Source organism: Cutibacterium avidum 44067 (assembly GCF_000367205.1).
In the GTDB taxonomy this organism is placed as follows: Bacteria; Actinomycetota; Actinomycetes; order Propionibacteriales; family Propionibacteriaceae; genus Cutibacterium; species Cutibacterium avidum.
In genome coordinates, this window is record NC_021064.1 from 1761464 (window position 1) to 1778337 (window position 16874).

Here is a 16874-nt window from a genome sequence, read left to right on the forward strand (position 1 = left end):
CGGAGCTGGACCGCTTCCTAGGGCCAAGGTGGTTGAATGAAAGTGTGCTCATCACCGCAGTCGGAACGCCAGGCAGTGGGCAGACCCATGCCTTCCGCGTCCGTCACGGTATGAATCCACACGTTGAACTGTGGCATCACGGCCTCGTCATCATGGAGTACTTGTCCGCTGATCGAGTGGACGACGAGATTGTCGTCACGGCCCATGTCGGGCCCAGGACGTCCACGTCCCAGCCGCCCCGCACCCGCGACGGCGTACCTGATTTGTCTGATGATCGCCAGGCCGGCGAATCGGTTCGTCCGTACCAACGCATTGCCGCCTACGCCGTCGTGCGGTCACGTCGAGGATTGCTGGGCACCGAGTGCTCTCCCCGTACCGCCGTCCCAGGTCTGTGGGCCCTGCCCGGCGGTGGTCTGGAACCTGGGGAGTCCCCCGCCCAAGCTGTTACCCGTGAGGTCATGGAGGAGTCCGGCCAGCGAGTCCGCCTCAACCGAATCATCGACTTGCAGTCCGACCACTGGATTGGGCGGTCTCCCTCCGGGGTGTTGGAAGACTTCCACGCACTGCGGATCATCTACTCGGCAACGAGTGAGGACCCGACTGATCCCTATGTCATCGACGTCGGCGGCACCACCCAGTCGGCCCAATGGATTCCTCTGTGGCGATGGCGTCGACTGTCCTGGGGAGCAGCCACCCGGATGTGCCTCGAGACCCATCTGCGCGACGTCCCCAGTACCTGAGCATGACGAAGGGGTCCGGTCATCATGACCGGACCCCTTCTGACGTTCACGTCACTCAGAACGGAAGTAGCTGAGGATCCGCAGAATCTCGGTGTAGAGCCACACCATCGTCACGGCGATGCCGAAGGCAGCTCGCCAAGACTCGGACACGGGAGCCTGGTTGCGCACCCCCTGCTCGGCGTAGTCGAAATCCACCACGAGGTTCATGGCAGCCAACACAACGCCCACGGCGGAGCACAGAATGCCGATGGGACCGAAGCTGGCCAGCCCGAGATGGATCCCGAAGAGCATCAGCACGATGTTGATGAGCATCGCGATGGCAAAGCCGAAGGTCGAGATGATGACGATCTGACGGAATCGCGGCGTCACCTGGATGTTGAAGAACTTGTAGGCGCCCAGGGTCACGCCAGCGGCGGCAAAGGTGCCCAGGACGGCCTGCACGACGATTCCCGGGTACATGGCTTCGAAAATGGCCGACATGGTACCCAGGACAAGGCCTTCGCACAGACAGTAGAAGATGACGCCCCCGACGGGGACCTTGCGGCGAGTACTCACGATCATGGCCGTGATGAATGCGGCGATTGAGCCCACCAACAGGGCAGCACCACTGGCCATGACGTTCGGCCCGATCAAGGTGAAGCTCACGGCACCGATGGCAGCGATGATAAGCAGTACCAAGCCGGTGCGACCCAAGACGTCGTCAAAGGTCATCGCACGCTCAGTGCGCTGCTCGTGCATGTCGTCGTGCGACAGAGCCCCCCACTCGGCACCGGGCTGTCCAGACATGCCGTACTGCGGCCCGTAGCCCTGGCCAGGGTTGGCTGGCTGACCATAGGGATTGCCATGCGGCTGGAAAGCCTCAGCTCGGCTGAAGACCGGGTTGGCCATGGGATCCTCCTGTGAAAATCGTGGTGACCTCTACTGTAAACAACGCCGCGAGGACGTGAAACCTTCCCCGTACTGCGGGACGACATTCGGACCACCCCGACGACTGGGGTCGTACACACCGCATAGCTGGTGCATCTTCGGGTACCCCCGACGGGATTCGAACCCGCACTGGGACGGGTTTAAGCCGTCTGCCTCTGCCGTTGGGCTACGGGGGCCAGGGAGAAGGTCACCTCCCCTGCGCCAGCATCGCCAGCGCCATGCCGTCAAGGATATCGGTCTCCGAGACGACGAGTTCCCCCGCCGTCGTCCGATGACACACCTCGTCGATGATGAGAGCACCGCCGCAGAGAACCTCGGCACGGCGTCGCCTCAATGGCCCCATCTGCTCAACCTCGTCGACCGTCGACGCAAGCAGTGTGTCTGCCAGGCCTGCCACCTGGTCTGCTGTCAACACCGAACGGTGAACCTTGGCTCGGTCGTACTCCGTCAGCCCCTGATTGATCGCCGAAAGACTCGTGACCGTTCCGGCGACCCCGACGACGGTGTGTGCGGTGGCCATGTCGACAGGGCATTCAGTGAGCATCTCCCGGACGTAGGTGCGTGCCTCGTCGATTTGTTCGGCGGTGGGCGGATCGTCGTGCAGGAAGCGTTCTCGCAGCCGCACGGAGCCGATGTTGAGGCTCACCTGGGAGTCGATCTTGGTTTCACGGCCCAGCACCAGCTCTGTGGAGCCGCCACCACAGTCGATGACGAGGACGGGCTCCTCACTCACCTCGATCCCCGACATCGCGCCGGCGAAGGACAGACCTGCCTCCTCGCTGCCCGCGATAACCTCCGCGTCGACACCAAGGGCCTTGCGTACCCCGGCGAAGAACTCATCCCGGTTGGAGACGTCGCGGGCGGCCGAGGTCGCGACGAAGCGAACGTCGTCGCAGTGGTGTTCGGTGATGGCCCGGGCGAAGGTTCGGCAGGCCACGAAGGTACGTTCCAGGGCGTCAGGATGGAAGGCTCCGGTGGTGTCGACCCCCTGGCCGAGTCTGACCAGCTCCAAATCCCTGGCCTGCTCGACGAGATGTCCGTCGGGGCCGGCCGAGGCAATCAGTAGGCGGATGGAATTCGTCCCGCAGTCAATGGCTGCGACGGTGCGATCACCAGTCATGTCGTCCTCCTGTCACTCCGGGTCGTGGTGTTCGGGCGAGCATGGGTTGCACCAGAACTCCCCCAGCTCCTCGACGACTTCGTCACCAAAGGGGTTGACGCCTGGGCCGGCAGCCAGGGCGTGTCCAGCCAGGGCATGAAGGCACTTGACGCGGGTCGGCATGCCGCCGGCGGAGACCCCATCGATCTCGGGGACGGGGTCCAGACCGGCCACCTCGCCAATCCGAGTGCGGTCGGCGAGGTAGGCCTGGTGGGCGCGTCGGTACTGCTCGGCGAGTCCCTCGTCCTCACCAAGTCGTTCGGTCATCTGGGTCATCAGCCCGGAGGACTCGAGGGTGCCGATGAGGGAGGCTGCACGCGGGCAAGTCAGGTAGTAGGTCGTCGGGAAGGGAGTGCCATTGGGCAGCCTGGGCTCGGTCGCAATGACCGCGGGCTTCCCGCAGCCACATCGCCAGGCCACGCCAGCGACGCCTCGTGGCTCGCGACCAAGCTGGTCCCGGACGGCCTGACGGTCGTCCTCGGTGAATTCTTCAAGCATGGTCACCTCATCGATGGGAGGGGCTCGGGGAGGACGACTTCGCCGAGGGAGTAGGTGTGATCATCGCTCTCGGGGTGGCCGTGGGCGGTGCGGGATGGTCAACGTCCTGGATCGATTCGGCGGCTTGCCTCCACCAGTGGACGTCAGCGCTGGCCTCGGTCGCGGGGTCCTTCTCATCCAGTGAGGTCGTCGATCCGATGACCTTGCCGTTCTCCGCGATGACCTGGTAGCCGGTCTCTCCCGGCATCACCCAACCGAGTTGGGCTCTCGCCTGTGCGCGTACATAGTCGGGATCATGCCACCTCCTGACCTCGTCCTGGAGGGTCGAGATGGAGGAACGCGCTTCGGCCTCGTCGTCCTGGATGCGGGAGATCTGGGAGCGCTGGGAGAAGTAAATACCCAAACTGGGCGTGATCATGACGAGCACCAGCAGGACCGCAGCTCCCATGACGACTGCCCGCAGCGTCAGGCCGAATCGACGAGGCTCTTCGTGCTTGGGAGCGTGGTTTCGCGGCGGCTCCGTACGAGTTGTGCGCTCATAGTTACCGCGGTTCCTCGTGCCGGAACGATTCGGGGAGGATGAGCGCGTCCGTCCTCCGTCCGGTCGCTGGGACCGTCCGGACGGGCGATTTCGGTTGCTCGGTGTGCTGGCCATCGTGGTCCATCATGACACGACCGCCCCGGAAACACCGGGCGGTCGTGTCATGTCAGGTGCCGGGATCAGCACCTTGTGACGTCAATCAGGCCTGAAAACACGGGAAGGCAGTAGCACCGGCGGACTCGGCAGGGTCACCCAGCTCCTCATCGATGCGCAGCAACTGGTCGTACTTGGCGATGCGCTGCGCCACGAGGGGGGTTCGACGTCGCGCTCCTGCGCACCCACCCCTGTGCTTCGGGGTCGGATACCGGGAGTCAGGAAGGCCCGCCATCGCCTCCATCATGACGCACACCAGCCGAAACGGGCGACAACCAACCACCCCCGCCCCGAGGAGGTGTCCTCACGGGGCGGGGGCGGTCCGCTGCGACAGGTGCGGCGTTCTCTCAGACCCCAGTGCGGGGAAGTGCGAGACGCATGCCGTGAGTCACACGGTGCGCACTCGTCGGGGCCATCGGCCGGTCGGCCGCCGTCACGGACGACACAGGAACCGAAGAGTGCGTCGCAGACGACACAGGGGCCGGATGCGTGGCCGTCACGGACGGAGCCGAGGGCGAGACCGAGCTGGACGCGCTCGGCCCAGGCGAGACCGGACTCGACACACTCGGCCCAGGCGAGGTGGTCGCCGGGCACGACGGCGTCCGACCAGCGCGGTGGGCGGCGATGGCCTCGTCACCCACGAGGAAGGTGAGGCACTCGGGCCGACTCGAGACCTCGTGGCCTCCCACACGGCTGGTGTAGCTCGCCTTGAGCAGGTAGGCACCCGGCTTGCTGAACGCCCATGAGGCGTGCGCGTGGGTCGGTTCCGGGATCGTCATGGACACTCGACCGTGCCGCGAATCGATGAGGTGGTCAAGACTTCCGGTCAGCGAATCGGCTGTGAAGACGTCGTAGGCACCCCCGGCCGGAAGCACGGCAGGCTCGAGTTTGAGGGTCGCCGGTCCCGCCCCGGTGCCGGCCAAGGCGTTCGTCGACCACCCGGGCCACACGTGGACGTTGTCATTGACCTGCGGCAGCATGTGGACGAGGCCGCCCTTCTTGCCGAGGAAGTCGAACCGCGGGTCAGCCATGAACCCGGCCGTCGGACGGCGTCGACGAGCCGAGTCGGGCACCGCCAGGGCGACCGAACCGATGGACCGGTCCACCGACTGCTTGGCGTGGCTGAGGGTGTCGTCACCCACGACCGCCCCGAGCCGACCGCCGTCAAAGGTCGCCTTGAGGTCGACGTGCCCATGCTCGAGCAGGACCGGCGCGGTGAGCACCGAGGAGGACGCAGAAGTGGACGCAGAGGGTGTCGGAGTCGGGGTGAGGCTCGGAGTCGGGGTCACGGTCGGGGCCGACGTGGGAGTCGCGGTGGGAGTCGCGGTCGCCCCCGCATCACTCATGGGGAGCTCACCGTTGCGATGCAGGGTCAACGAGTCCTTCGGCAACGGCACGGTGACGTCGATCGATCCTCCGGGGGCCTTGACAAGGGCGTGGGGAGCGATCTTGAGCTTGAGGTAGTAACCGCCACAGACGTCACCATCGTTCGAGACCGTCAACTCGCCGTGCTCGTCGGTCACCCCGTACACCTGACAGGTCGAGTACTTCGCGTCCGGCGCATCGTAATAGCCGCCGTCGATGTTCGCCCGGTACCGGGGGTCGGAGAGCTTGATTTTGGTGACGAAGGGCTTGTCGCTGTCCTCGTCGGGCTTGCCGGGAGTGACGTCGACACTCCACTTCACCGCCTTGGTCGGCATGTACTCCTTGAGGTCGAAGGCTGGCGCCGGATCCTGGGAGTGTGGCGTCGGCAGAGTATCCAGGCCCGTGGCCGACGTCGTCGAGGCGGATTTCTGACCAAACTGGTAGGCAAGCTGGCTGGAGGCCCACCGCGGAGCAGTGGACCCTGCGGCCGGCACGAAGACCGCCTGGAACTTGGAGGTTCCCGAACCGATCATCTCGCTCCAGGTGGCACGTCCTCCGTGGACCGGCACCTCGACCAGATGGAACCCGTCGATGAAGAAGGTCACCGTGCCCTCGGCTGCAGTGTCGCCGGCGTCAAAGACGAGGTCGGTGAGCTGGTCGTCGGCGGGCTTGTCACGGCCGGTGTGCGGCTTCATGGTGAAGGTGTACGGAGTGCTCGGCTTGCCCGAGTGCGCTGCGGCGAAGCGGTCCTCGAGCGGCGTCGTCGCCTTATCGGCCGGGCGAGTACCGCCGACCTGCCACACCAGGGTCGAGGTCTTCGAGGCGATGAGACGTCCGTCCTTGCCCCGAGCGGTCGTCCGGTAGTCGACGACGTAGCGACCGGGCTTGGTGAAGGCGGTGACGTTGTGCGTGTGGTTGCCAGGCGTGAGGTATGAGGACCGGTAGCTGGGGTCGTGGCTCGACAGCAGGCGATTCAGCGAGTGGTCCCAAGCGTTGAAGGCCTCCATCCGTCCGGGCCCGGAGAACCCGACGACATCGAGCGAGAAGGACCCGTCACGGAAGGTGTCGGCCGGAATCTTGTCGTCAGCGCCGAATCCGGCCCAGATCGGGGTGTTGTGGTCACCGGCGATGTGAGGGGCTGCGTACCAGCGTCGGCCATGGTCGGACAGGGGCGCGAAGGCCGGGTCATCGGGAACGGTGAACATGAACTTCTGCTCGGGACGCAACAGGGTGCTGTAGCCACGGCCGATCCAGTTGACAGTGCCGTCGAGCGGGACCGCCGTCATGTGCGCTTCGTTCTTGAGGACGAAATGGCCGTCCTCCCAGTACGTCTTGGGGGCGTCGACGTGGGCTTCGGTCGTGACAACCTTGCCGTCGTCGGGTCCGGCATGGCCGGCCGGTGCCCCGGCGAAGAGGACCGCAGCGGCCAAGGCCGCCGACAGCGCTCCGAGGGTGCGAGTGGGGTGCATCAGAGCTCCTTCCTAGTGAGCCCGTACAGGATACCCTAGAATGATTCTCGTTTGCATCTTCGGCGGCTGGCCCGGTCAAGGACATGGCTCGGCCCGGCCCCGTGGGAGCCGGGCCGAGCCGTCGTCAGTCGATCTCAGGCGTTGAAACGCGGGAAGGCAGAAGCGCCGGCGTACTCAGCGGAGTCGCCCAGCTCCTCCTCGATGCGCAGCAACTGGTTGTACTTGGCGATGCGCTCGCCGCGGGCCGGGGCACCGGACTTGATCTGGCCGGTCGACAGAGCGACGGCAAGATCGGCGATGGTGGTGTCCTCGGTCTCACCGGAACGGTGCGACATCATGCAGCGGTAGCCGTTACGGTGGGCCAGCTCGACGGCGTCGATGGTCTCCGAGAGGGAGCCGATCTGGTTGACCTTGACGAGCAGGGCGTTGGCGGCCTTGGTCTCGATGCCCTTGGCGAGGCGCTTCGGGTTGGTGACGAACAGGTCGTCGCCGACGATCTGGATCTTGTCGCCGAGCTTCTTGGTGAACTCGGCCCAGCCGTCCCAGTCCTCCTCGTCCAGCGGATCCTCGATGGAGACCAGCGGGTACTTGGCGACGAGACCCTCGTAGTACTCGATCATCTCGGCGGAGGACTTGGCCTGACCCTCGAAGCTGTATTTGCCGTCCTCGAAGAACTCGGAGGCAGCGACGTCGAGAGCGAGGGCGACATCCTTGCCGGGCTCGAAGCCGGCAGCCTTGATGGCGTCGAGGATGAGGTCCAGAGCGGCAGCGTTGCTGGGCAGGTTCGGGGCGAAGCCACCCTCGTCTCCCAGGCCGGTGGCCAGGCCCTTGTCCTTGAGGACCTTCTTGAGGGAGTGGTAGACGGCAGCACCCCACTCGTAAGCCTGCTTGAAGGACTCAGCGCCGATCGGAGCGATCATGAACTCCTGGATGTCGACGTCGGAGTCGGCGTGAGCGCCACCGTTGAGGATGTTCATCATCGGAACGGGGAGCACGTGGGAGTTCGGTCCGCCCAGGTATTGGTAGAGAGGAAGGTCAGCCGAGTCAGCGGCAGCGTGAGCGGCGGCCAGGGAGACACCGAGGATGGCGTTGGCGCCCAGCTCGCCCTTGTTGTCAGAGCCGTCGAGCTCGATCATGATCTGGTCGATGATGCGCTGCTCGCTGGCGTCGCAGCCGAGCACCTCCTCGGCGATCTTCTCGTTGACGTTCTCAACAGCCTTGAGAACGCCCTTGCCGGAGTAGCGCTCCTTGTCGCCGTCGCGCAGCTCAACGGCCTCGAACTGACCGGTCGACGCGCCGGAGGGAACCGCAGCGCGGGCCTCGGTGCCGTCGTCGAGGATCATCTCGACCTCAACGGTCGGGTTGCCGCGGGAGTCGAGGATCTCACGGGCTTCGATGAATTCGATGGTTGCCATGGACCAACCTTTCAGAGAGGATCTTTGCGTCCACCCCAAAGCGTATCGAAGCCTGCCAACCAGCGGTATTTCAGGGCGCCTCATCACTTGTCGCCGTGGCCGTCAGAGAGTTTTCGGTGATGACGAATTCGTAGGTGACGTCGGCAGGAGCCTCGATCAGCAGGTCGATCTTCTCGTTCTGTGTCCGCTTGCCGTAGCTGAGATGGGCGTAGCCCTCATGGCACGAGGTGGACTTGGCCGAGTCGTCGTTCTCGGTCACCGTGATTTGAGCGTCAGTGGTGTCGCACAGGAAGTAGTAGTCGGTGACAGTCCCGGCCTTGACGGTGATGGCCTGGGAGGTGTTCCCGGTGACGACGCGATCACTGACGATCCCGGTCAGGCCTGGCAGGTATCTGTTCATACCTCCCCTGCGCGGTGTTGCCGCCGCATCAGCGTTCGGATTGATCTCCTCCGGAGTTGGTTTTCGGCCCGAGGAGATCGGGGACACCGTAGATGCAGGAGCTTCCGGCACGTCCGAGACCTCGGTCAGACCAGCGGGGTCATTGTCGCTGCCCTTGCATCCGGTCAATACAGACATGGTGACGACGGCGACGAGCATCGTTGTCAGGGTTCGTCGCATCGTTCACCTCCTCCGTTTCTCGGTCAACGGTAGTGATGGTGGAACCTCAACACCACGTGAGGCCCGGCGTAGAGAGACCATCAGGTCTTGGTGGCCTTCCTGGCGATGCCGATTGTGTAGGTAATCTCGGGGGCGGCGTCGATACTCACGACGATCGTCTGGTCCTTGATGGGCAGAGGCTGCGCGGATCCATCGAGGTCTCCTCTCCTCATCACAAAGGATTTTCCCTCAGGTAATACCGCGTATGGTTCAGTGTCCCTCGGCGTCTCGGATGTCGCTCTCGAGCCTGCGCAATCGATCGCGCAGAGCTTGGTCGGCGTCGACGCCGCTAGCCTGGGCACGGGCGATGAGGGTCAGGAGTTCATCTCCGGTCTGCTCGGCGGTGATGGGTTCCTCATGCAGTTCGACGTCCACGCCCCGGCTGCGAGCCCGTGAGATGACCTTGGCGCTGCGGGCCACGCTCGACAGCGAGTGCGCGATGCCATCGAGGCTGGAGGTGCGTCCCTTGGCCGCTGCCTTGCGTGCCTCCCACGCGGCGTCGAGGTCCTCGGGGACGTCCTCGTCCGAGAAGACATAAGGATGACGGGTCACGAGTTTGGCAACGATCCCACCGACGACTTCGTCAATGTTGAAGACGCCCTCCCCCTCCGCGATGCGCGCGTGAAAGACCACTTGGAGCAATAGGTCGCCCAATTCCTCGACGAGGTCGTCGTCAGTGCCGGCCTCGATGGCATCGACGACCTCTCCGGTCTCCTCGACCAAATAGGTCACGAGGGAGCGATGGGTCTGGCTGCGATCCCACGGGCACTCGTCGCGCAACCTCGCCATGACGGCGACGAGGTCGGAGAAATCAGCCCTCGGCCGGGAGTCGTCCGACGCCATCAGGATCAGGAGCGAGAGGTGAAGGGGTCCGACAGTGAGGAGCTCCCGTGGACCGCAAGGTTCTTGGCGTCCCAGGTGCCCAACCGCGGATTCGTCTTGACCTCGACCGCAGCCAGGTCGGCCATGGCCTTCTTCTCACCCTCGCGGTCGAACAGATGGAACAGGCCGGCGAAGTCACGGACCATCGCATGGCAGACCGGGTCGGAGGTGAGTGCCGTCATGCCATTGCGGGCGATGACCTGGTCACGCTGGGCATTGGAGAGCTTCTCCCCGCTGTTGTCCAGGACCTCCTGGGCGACGGCACCACGAATGACCGTCGAGGAGATGACCTGGCGAGGGGTGAGCTCCGTGCTGGGATTGATGTACTTCGAGCAGTGATCCGCTGCCTCGTCGATCGACTTCATCGACACCGTTGTGTTCCCCACCGTGGCCGCGGTGTTGGGGGAGCTCGCGCACCCGGACAACCCTGCTATACCGAGGAATCCGGTCACTGCGACAGCGACCATGCGGATCGGCATGGGACGCGACAACGCCATGGGGCAACCCTCCTGAATTCGGTGCCGCGCCTTCGGCACGGCGAAGAAGCCTGTCAGCAGCATCCTACGACGGGACTCTCGGCTTCCGCGCCCGACCCGTTAGTGTGGCAACCGACCCGGCGACGACGGCCCCGAGGAACCACGCCGCTCCCACCGGACTCGCGCCAGAGCTGACAACCCAGTTCCACCACGCCTCGTGGCCGTATCCGCGTCCCGTTAGCACTCCAATCAGGAACATACTCACAGCAGGCATCGAGGCAAGCCCCCGCGACATGAAACGCGCACACAATAGGGTCAGTCCCATACCGATCATGACATTGCGCGAGGTCACCAAACCCACCTCGATGAGGCCGGGACACACGATGGTAGCCAGCAGCGGCAAGGCTGCGGCAACCATAAGCCCAACATCGGCCCAACGCACCGGACGCCGAGATCTCAACTCCAACTCGACCGGATTCCTGGCCACTGACCAGCCGTGAGCCACAATGACGACAAGGGAACCGAAGAACACCAGCGGCGCCCGCAGTGCGACCCCTCCGAAGATGACCGGAATATCACGAATCGACCTCCCGGTGAGGACCACCAGGACCGCCATACCGACCGAACACGCCAACACAATTGCGACGCCGCGGTTTTTGCACCACCAAATCATCGCACCTCACCGCCCACCGCCCCGACACCTTCACCGGCACGAGGACAGCCTAGTGGCAACAACGTTCACCGCCTTCGCCTGCTGGGCAGCAGGCTGTGTGAGGACTTCCTGCGCCCAATGCCACTGGTCTGTGGGAATACTCCCATCCCTCACGTCTTTCTCCGATAGCCCCAAGGCTCGTGCACCCGACAACTGCAGCCACGCTCGGTAACGCCCTTGGTCGACCGTGGCCCACGCCGGGGTCTCGACGTTCTCACGTTCCAGACATGGTGCCGTGGCAAGATCACTCGTCAAGGACCCCAGCAGGTCGTCCGGAGCTGGGGATGACCGCCCAAGATAGATGTACTCGATCCGGTCATCGCGCGAACCCGATGATGCGGAATCCGGGAGGCTCGCCTCGGTGATGACCTCGGGCAGTGTAACGCCTGCCTGCCGCCAGACCGGAAACACCGTGGCCACAACGGGCTTGAACCTGGCGGCGGCAGCCTCGTGCTCGGGCCACACACAGACCTTTGCCTTGGCCACCACGTCACAATGTAAACCATGGGTTCGCGGCGCGATGGGGTCGGGGCCCATCCCCCGAACCATGCTGGCACCACCCACCAGGCCACCCGCGACCAGAACGGCCACTAATCCGGCGACCATACGAGGACGGGGACCCATGGCACGACCACGTGTCCACAGCACGAGGAGACTTGCCGCCAGCACACTGGCGAGCACCGTCCACGTCGCCAAAATGGCACGCCACGACAGCGTACTGTTGACGCTGCAACACGAGGGCCAGCCTCCGGTCAAGTGTCGCAGCCACAAGGTCTGGCTGGCTGGAAGCATGATGAGCCACAAGACCGGAACCATGAGACTCAGTGGCACCGACAGCGCGGGACGCACAGCGACTCCGACCGCCATTCCGGCCAAGGCCCACACCCACGCAGTGGCGATGGTCGTCACGATGACGGGCACGGCGTCAATGCTGGTAAACGCCCCATCACGGATGAAGATCACTACGTCCAAGGCGGTGGGAACGACCACCGCAGAGGCCCATGGTGCTGCCATGATGGCGAACCGAGACCGACGCGCTACTCCGGAAAGCACCCCACCGGTTTGGAGCCGATGACCTTCCCAGGCACCGGCAGCACAAGAGAGCGCAGCAACGAGCAGCAGACTGTAGGCGTCGCGGGTGGCCGATGCGAGGGCGTATCCCTTGGCGGCCGGGACGTCGAAGTGTGTCATGGAGATGAGAGCCATGACCGGCGCCAGCCAGATGCCTGGTGAGACCCGGATGCGCGTCAACCAGGTTATGCCCGCACCGATTCGACGAGGCCAAGGTAGGAACGTTCGGCACGGTTGGGACCCGGTTTCGAAAGATTGATGAACTCATCGGGCGTTCCTGTGAAGATGACGCAGCCCTCATTCATGACGACCACATGGTCGTAGAGGTCCTCGATGTCGTCGACCAGATGTGTTGACACGACGACGACCTGGTCTTCAGATGGCACCGATTTGAGGACCTCTCGGAAGGAATGGCGTTGGGCTGGGTCGAGACCTGCGGTTGGCTCATCCAACAGGAGAACCTGCGGGTTCGCCACCAAGGCTTGGGCAAGACCGACACGGCGTAACTGTCCTCCTGATAGGCGCGACACCCGCGAGGACGCCTTGTCAGAGAGGTTGACCGCCGCCAGCACCTCCACAGCTCGGCTCTGCGCATCCCGACGCGACAGGCCCGCTAGCCAGCCGGAATAGGCCACCTGTTCATCGACACGGAGTCCGGGTATCGGTGGTACATCCTGGGGCATGAGTGCGACCTGCGACCACGAGGGCGACACCAGTCCCGGGGAATCAGGCAGGACTACCAGTCCAACAGATGGTTTAAGTATTCCTGCCATGATTCGAAACAGCGTCGACTTCCCAGCACCATTGGGGCCCAGAAGGACGGTTTTCCCACCATGAAACTCACAGTCGAAACCATGGAAAATTTTACCGTGTCGACCATAGGAAAAATAAACTCCTTCGATCTTCACCTCAGATTCCAACAGTCCGCGTTTCATAACATTCGGCCTTGGTGAAACATCAATAACTGATTGCCATCGAGGGGAGCGACACCACCGAGCTGCCATTAATCCCCTTCACCGTCAGGTGATGTTTACCAGCAGGCTGTACCCCCAACCCGTATGAGTAGCTGAATACTTGCGCATTAACACCTTGCTGTAATTCGACCATCGATCCGCATAGGAAAACGAACGCTTTGGCGTCTTGTCAACTCTTTGCACCTTGGGTTGGTGCCTCCTGCACCTCCAACACCCCCCTGACGAGTTCTCCCGCCCAGTTGAGCAGTTCCTGACCCGTCAGAGACTGCCCCCCGATCCGCGCGGTAGTCGGTTTGGGAACCATAACGATACCTGCCGCCTGCTTGACCACTGACCCCGGATACAGCCTCTTGAGTCGCATCACGCGCGACTCCGGCAGATGGACCGGGGAAAAGCGGATGTTGCGGCCGGACGGAACCACCTCATGGACACCTGCCCGACGACACAGCAGGCGGAACCGCGCCACCCCGAGGAGGGCCAGTACCGGCTCGGGCATCGGACCGTAGCGATCGACGAGCTCGGCGGCGATGGCGTCGACCTCCTCGTCTCTGCGCACCTCGGCCAACCTCTTGTACATCTCTAGACGAAGCCGCTCAGTCTCGACATACTCGACTGGCAGGTTGGCGTCAACCGGGAGTTCGATGCGCATTTCGGGTTCGTCGGCGGCACTGGCGTCACCACGGAACTCCGCGACGGCGTCACCCACCAGACGGATGTAGAGATCGAATCCGACGTCAGCGATGTGACCAGACTGCTCGCCGCCCAACAGGTTTCCGGCGCCGCGAATCTCGAGGTCCTTCATGGCGATGGCCATACCGGCCCCCAGATCGGTGTGGGCGGCCATTGTCGCCAGGCGATCGTGGGCGGTCTGGGAGAGCGGCTTGTCAGCCGGGTAGAGGAAGTAGGCATAGCCACGCTCACGGGAACGGCCGACACGCCCGCGCAACTGGTGTAGCTGGGACAGCCCCATGCGGTCCGCGCGGTCGATGAGCAGGGTGTTGGCCGTGGAGATGTCGATACCCGACTCGACGATGGTGGTGCAGACCAGCACATCGGCGCGACGCTCCCAGAAGTCCACCATGATCTGCTCGAGCTGCTTCTCGTTCATCTGGCCGTGGGCGGTGACGATCCGTGCCTCCGGGACGAGTTCGCGCAGTTTGGCCGCCGTCTTCTCGATGGACTGCACCCGGTTGTGGATGTAGAAGACCTGACCCTCACGAGCCAACTCGCGACGGATGGCCGCAACCACCTGACCCTCGTCGTAGGGGCCGGCGAAGGTGAGCACCGGATGACGCTCCTCCGGAGGCGTGGCGATCGTGCTCATCTCACGGATACCGGTCACCGCCATTTCCAGGGTGCGCGGGATCGGGGTGGCGCTCATCGCCAGCACGTCGACGTTAACCCTCATGCGCTTGAGGGCCTCCTTGTGCTCGACACCGAAGCGCTGTTCCTCGTCGACGATGACCAGGCCAAGGTCCTTGAACTCGACTTCCTTGGCCAGCAGACGATGGGTGCCGACGACGACGTCAACCGTGCCGCGCTTGATCCCCTCCAAGGTCTCGCGGGCCTCGGCGTCGGTCTGGAATCGAGACAGGGCTGCGACCTTGACCGGGAACCCTGCGTAGCGCTCGGTGAAGGTCTGGAAGTGCTGCTGCACCAAAAGGGTGGTTGGCACCAGCACGGCCACCTGTTTGCCGTCCTGGACGGCCTTGAAAGCAGCGCGCACCGCGATCTCAGTCTTGCCGTAACCGACGTCGCCACAGACCAGACGGTCCATCGGGACGACCTGTTCCATGTCATGCTTGACGTCGGCGATGGTGGTGAGCTGATCAGGGGTCTCGACGTAGGCGAAAGCGTCCTCCAGCTCCCGCTGCCAGGCGGTGTCGGGGCCGAAGGCGTGGCCCTTGGTGGCCTGCCGGGCAGCGTAGAGCTTGATGAGTTCAGCGGCGATCTCACGGACCGCCTTGCGGGCACGAGACTTGCGCTTGCGCCAGTCGGCGCCACCCATCCGGTCCAGGCTGGGGGCGTCACCACCGACGTAGCGGGTCACCTGGTCCAGGGAGTTGACGGGGACGAAGAGACGGTCGCCGGGCTGACCCTTCTTGGAGGGGGCGTACTCGATGACGAGGTACTCGCGGGTGGCACCACCGACGGTGCGCTGCACCATCTCCACGTATCGGCCCACACCGTGCTGCTCATGGACGACGAGGTCGCCGGACTTGAGCTCAAGCGGCTGGATCTGATTGCGACGGCGTCGGGGCATGCGCCGCTCGCCACTGACGGCTGGGTCCTGGGAGTCAGCGAGGTCTCCGGTGGAGGCCACGAGCAGTTTGAGGGAATCCGCGGCGAAACCATGACGCTGATGCAGCCGGACGACCTGGACGCTTGGCTCGGTGATGTCGGCGTCGACCTCGTCGACCAGCTTGGCCGCGACGTGATGTTCACCGAGCAGCTCCGCCATGCGCTTGGCGATGCCCTCACCCTCGGCGCACAGCACGACCGTCCAGCCCTCACCGAGTCTGGTGGTGAGATCCTTGACGGCCGCCTCCACGTCTCCGCGCCACGGCTCGACGGCCTCCAGATGCGGGTTGACGGTGCGTGGGGCGGTCGTGACGTCGTCGTCGGCAAGGGCATCCGTGGCAGGGGCGTCCAGGGCGAAGGAGGACATCGACCACCACGCCATGCCGCGCTCGAGGCAGTGGGCCCTCACATGGGCCAGGCTGCGGTATCCCGAGGCCGCCAGGTCGATCGGGGCCTGACCACCACCGGCGGCAGCCGCCCACCCGGCTCCCAGGAATTCTTCGGAGGTGCGGACCAGGTCCGCTGCCCGGGAGCGCACCATCTCGGGGTCCGAGAGGACGACCATGGCGTGCTCGGGAAGGACGTCGACGAGCAGCTCCATCTCGTCGACCAGGGCTGGCATGAGGGCTTCCATCCCTTCGACGGCCTGACCATCGGCGATCCGTTCCAGCATGTCCGCCAGTTCGGGGTGGTCCGGTAACAGGGTCCTGGCCCTGGAACGGACCTCGTCGGTGAGGGTGAGCTCACGACACGGAGCGCAGATGAGCTCCCGGTGGGTTTCGTCGGTGGATCGCTGATCGGCCACCGCGAAGGAGGTCATCTCCTCGATCTCGTCACCGAAGAAATCGATACGAACCGGGTGCTCCAGCACCGGCGGGAAGACATCGACGATGCCGCCGCGTACCGCGAATTCGCCTCGGCGTTCCACCATGTCGACCCGGCTGTAGGCGGCATTGACGAGTTCTGCCGCCAGATCGGTGAGATCGTGCTCCTCCCCCACAGCCAGACGGACGGGCTTGATGCGGCCCAGCCCGGCCACCTGGGGCTGAAGCAGGGATCGCACCGGGGCGACGACGACCTGCGGCACCTCTCCTTCTGTGCCGCACAATCGGCGCAACACCTCCATCCGCCGACCAACGGTGTCAGTGCGGGGACTCAACCTCTCGTGGGGCAGCGTCTCCCAGGATGGGTAGTAGCAGACGTCATCGGGGCCGAGCCACGTCTCCAGGGTAGCCACCGACTCCTCAGCCTCCCGGAAGGTGCTCGTCACCAACAGCACCGGCAACCGTCCGGAACCAGTGAGCGCCTGGCTGAGCACAGCAGCCACGGCCGGACGGGCAGACGGAGCCACCTGCAGGTCGAGAGTGGGGGTACGCCGGGTCAGAGCGTCCTCCACGGAATGGGAGAGCACCGGCTCGCGGGAAAGAAGGGAGGTCAATCCGCCAGAAGTCACCGAAATAGGGTACGTGATGGCACCGACGACTACCCGACCGTCACGTTCTGCGCTGGTCTCCCTGACTCGCCAACCCATAG

The 16874-nt window shown here is 64.4% G+C and carries 15 protein-coding genes, 1 tRNA gene and 1 pseudogene; 1 reads left to right on the forward strand and 16 read right to left on the reverse strand.

Going from position 1 to position 16874, the window contains the following annotated elements:
- Positions 1-110: 110 nt before the first annotated feature.
- Complete coding sequence (locus PALO_RS12050; protein ID WP_174266666.1) at positions 111-740, forward strand: NUDIX hydrolase; 630 nt, start codon at positions 111-113, stop codon at positions 738-740.
- A gap of 51 nt (positions 741-791) precedes the next feature.
- Here the strand turns inward: PALO_RS12050 and PALO_RS08070 are convergent, their stop codons facing one another.
- From PALO_RS08070 to mfd, 16 genes and pseudogenes are all read right to left on the reverse strand, one after another.
- Positions 792-1628 carry a Bax inhibitor-1/YccA family protein gene (locus PALO_RS08070; protein ID WP_015583150.1) on the reverse strand — a complete coding sequence of 279 codons (837 nt, stop codon included), beginning with the start codon at positions 1626-1628 and terminating at the stop codon, positions 792-794.
- 142 nt (positions 1629-1770) lie between these two features.
- A tRNA-Leu gene (locus tag PALO_RS08075) sits at positions 1771-1843 on the reverse strand.
- A gap of 11 nt (positions 1844-1854) precedes the next feature.
- Complete coding sequence (locus tag PALO_RS08080; protein WP_015583151.1) at positions 1855-2787, reverse strand: Ppx/GppA phosphatase family protein; 933 nt, start codon at positions 2785-2787, stop codon at positions 1855-1857.
- A 12-nt stretch (positions 2788-2799) separates the two neighbouring features.
- Positions 2800-3324, reverse strand: coding sequence for a DUF501 domain-containing protein (locus PALO_RS08085; protein ID WP_004810899.1), 525 nt, complete (start codon positions 3322-3324; stop codon positions 2800-2802).
- Positions 3325-3331: 7 nt separating this feature from the next.
- Positions 3332-3772 carry an FtsB family cell division protein gene (locus PALO_RS08090; RefSeq protein ID WP_015583152.1) on the reverse strand — a complete coding sequence of 147 codons (441 nt, stop codon included), beginning with the start codon at positions 3770-3772 and terminating at the stop codon, positions 3332-3334.
- A gap of 292 nt (positions 3773-4064) precedes the next feature.
- A pseudogene (locus tag PALO_RS12910) lies at positions 4065-4178 on the reverse strand (hypothetical protein); the annotation flags it as partial.
- Between the two features lie 187 nt (positions 4179-4365).
- Positions 4366-6852, reverse strand: coding sequence for a choice-of-anchor M domain-containing protein (locus PALO_RS08105; RefSeq protein ID WP_015583154.1), 2487 nt, complete (start codon positions 6850-6852; stop codon positions 4366-4368).
- 134 nt (positions 6853-6986) lie between these two features.
- Positions 6987-8267, reverse strand: coding sequence for a phosphopyruvate hydratase (gene eno, locus PALO_RS08110; RefSeq protein WP_004810888.1), 1281 nt, complete (start codon positions 8265-8267; stop codon positions 6987-6989).
- Between the two features lie 70 nt (positions 8268-8337).
- Positions 8338-8886, reverse strand: coding sequence for a hypothetical protein (locus PALO_RS08115; protein WP_004810887.1), 549 nt, complete (start codon positions 8884-8886; stop codon positions 8338-8340).
- 80 nt (positions 8887-8966) lie between these two features.
- Complete coding sequence (locus PALO_RS13030) at positions 8967-9098, reverse strand: hypothetical protein (RefSeq protein ID WP_004810885.1); 132 nt, start codon at positions 9096-9098, stop codon at positions 8967-8969.
- A gap of 37 nt (positions 9099-9135) precedes the next feature.
- A complete protein-coding gene (locus PALO_RS08120) occupies positions 9136-9768 on the reverse strand; it encodes a nucleoside triphosphate pyrophosphohydrolase (protein WP_015583155.1) in 633 nt (210 codons plus the stop codon).
- A gap of 5 nt (positions 9769-9773) precedes the next feature.
- Positions 9774-10304, reverse strand: coding sequence for a hypothetical protein (locus tag PALO_RS08125; protein WP_015583156.1), 531 nt, complete (start codon positions 10302-10304; stop codon positions 9774-9776).
- A 64-nt stretch (positions 10305-10368) separates the two neighbouring features.
- Positions 10369-10956: a hypothetical protein gene (locus PALO_RS08130; RefSeq protein WP_015583157.1), complete on the reverse strand. Its 588-nt coding sequence runs from the start codon at positions 10954-10956 to the stop codon at positions 10369-10371.
- Positions 10957-10986: 30 nt separating this feature from the next.
- Positions 10987-12201, reverse strand: a complete 1215-nt coding sequence (locus PALO_RS08135; protein WP_015583158.1) for a DUF7224 domain-containing protein — start codon at positions 12199-12201, stop codon at positions 10987-10989.
- Between the two features lie 50 nt (positions 12202-12251).
- Positions 12252-13001 carry an ATP-binding cassette domain-containing protein gene (locus PALO_RS08140; protein WP_290126332.1) on the reverse strand — a complete coding sequence of 250 codons (750 nt, stop codon included), beginning with the start codon at positions 12999-13001 and terminating at the stop codon, positions 12252-12254.
- Positions 13002-13209: 208 nt separating this feature from the next.
- Positions 13210-16872, reverse strand: a complete 3663-nt coding sequence (gene mfd / locus PALO_RS08145; RefSeq protein ID WP_015583160.1) for a transcription-repair coupling factor — start codon at positions 16870-16872, stop codon at positions 13210-13212.
- Positions 16873-16874: the final 2 nt, after the last annotated feature.

Bases quoted from the DNA above. Each gene is read 5' to 3' on its own strand.
- PALO_RS12050 (WP_174266666.1), top strand. From the start codon at position 111: ATGAATCCACACGTTGAACTGTGGCATCACGGCCTCGTCATCATGGAG.
- PALO_RS08070 (WP_015583150.1), bottom strand. From the start codon at position 1,628: ATGGCCAACCCGGTCTTCAGCCGAGCTGAGGCTTTCCAGCCGCATGGC.
- PALO_RS08080 (WP_015583151.1), bottom strand. From the start codon at position 2,787: ATGACTGGTGATCGCACCGTCGCAGCCATTGACTGCGGGACGAATTCC.
- PALO_RS08085 (WP_004810899.1), bottom strand. From the start codon at position 3,324: ATGCTTGAAGAATTCACCGAGGACGACCGTCAGGCCGTCCGGGACCAG.
- PALO_RS08090 (WP_015583152.1), bottom strand. From the start codon at position 3,772: ATGGGAGCTGCGGTCCTGCTGGTGCTCGTCATGATCACGCCCAGTTTG.
- PALO_RS08105 (WP_015583154.1), bottom strand. From the start codon at position 6,852: ATGCACCCCACTCGCACCCTCGGAGCGCTGTCGGCGGCCTTGGCCGCT.
- eno (WP_004810888.1), bottom strand. From the start codon at position 8,267: ATGGCAACCATCGAATTCATCGAAGCCCGTGAGATCCTCGACTCCCGC.
- PALO_RS08115 (WP_004810887.1), bottom strand. From the start codon at position 8,886: ATGCGACGAACCCTGACAACGATGCTCGTCGCCGTCGTCACCATGTCT.
- PALO_RS13030 (WP_004810885.1), bottom strand. From the start codon at position 9,098: ATGAGGAGAGGAGACCTCGATGGATCCGCGCAGCCTCTGCCCATCAAG.
- PALO_RS08120 (WP_015583155.1), bottom strand. From the start codon at position 9,768: ATGGCGTCGGACGACTCCCGGCCGAGGGCTGATTTCTCCGACCTCGTC.
- PALO_RS08125 (WP_015583156.1), bottom strand. From the start codon at position 10,304: ATGGCGTTGTCGCGTCCCATGCCGATCCGCATGGTCGCTGTCGCAGTG.
- PALO_RS08130 (WP_015583157.1), bottom strand. From the start codon at position 10,956: ATGATTTGGTGGTGCAAAAACCGCGGCGTCGCAATTGTGTTGGCGTGT.
- PALO_RS08135 (WP_015583158.1), bottom strand. From the start codon at position 12,201: ATGGCTCTCATCTCCATGACACACTTCGACGTCCCGGCCGCCAAGGGA.
- PALO_RS08140 (WP_290126332.1), bottom strand. From the start codon at position 13,001: ATGAAACGCGGACTGTTGGAATCTGAGGTGAAGATCGAAGGAGTTTAT.
- mfd (WP_015583160.1), bottom strand. From the start codon at position 16,872: ATGGGTTGGCGAGTCAGGGAGACCAGCGCAGAACGTGACGGTCGGGTA.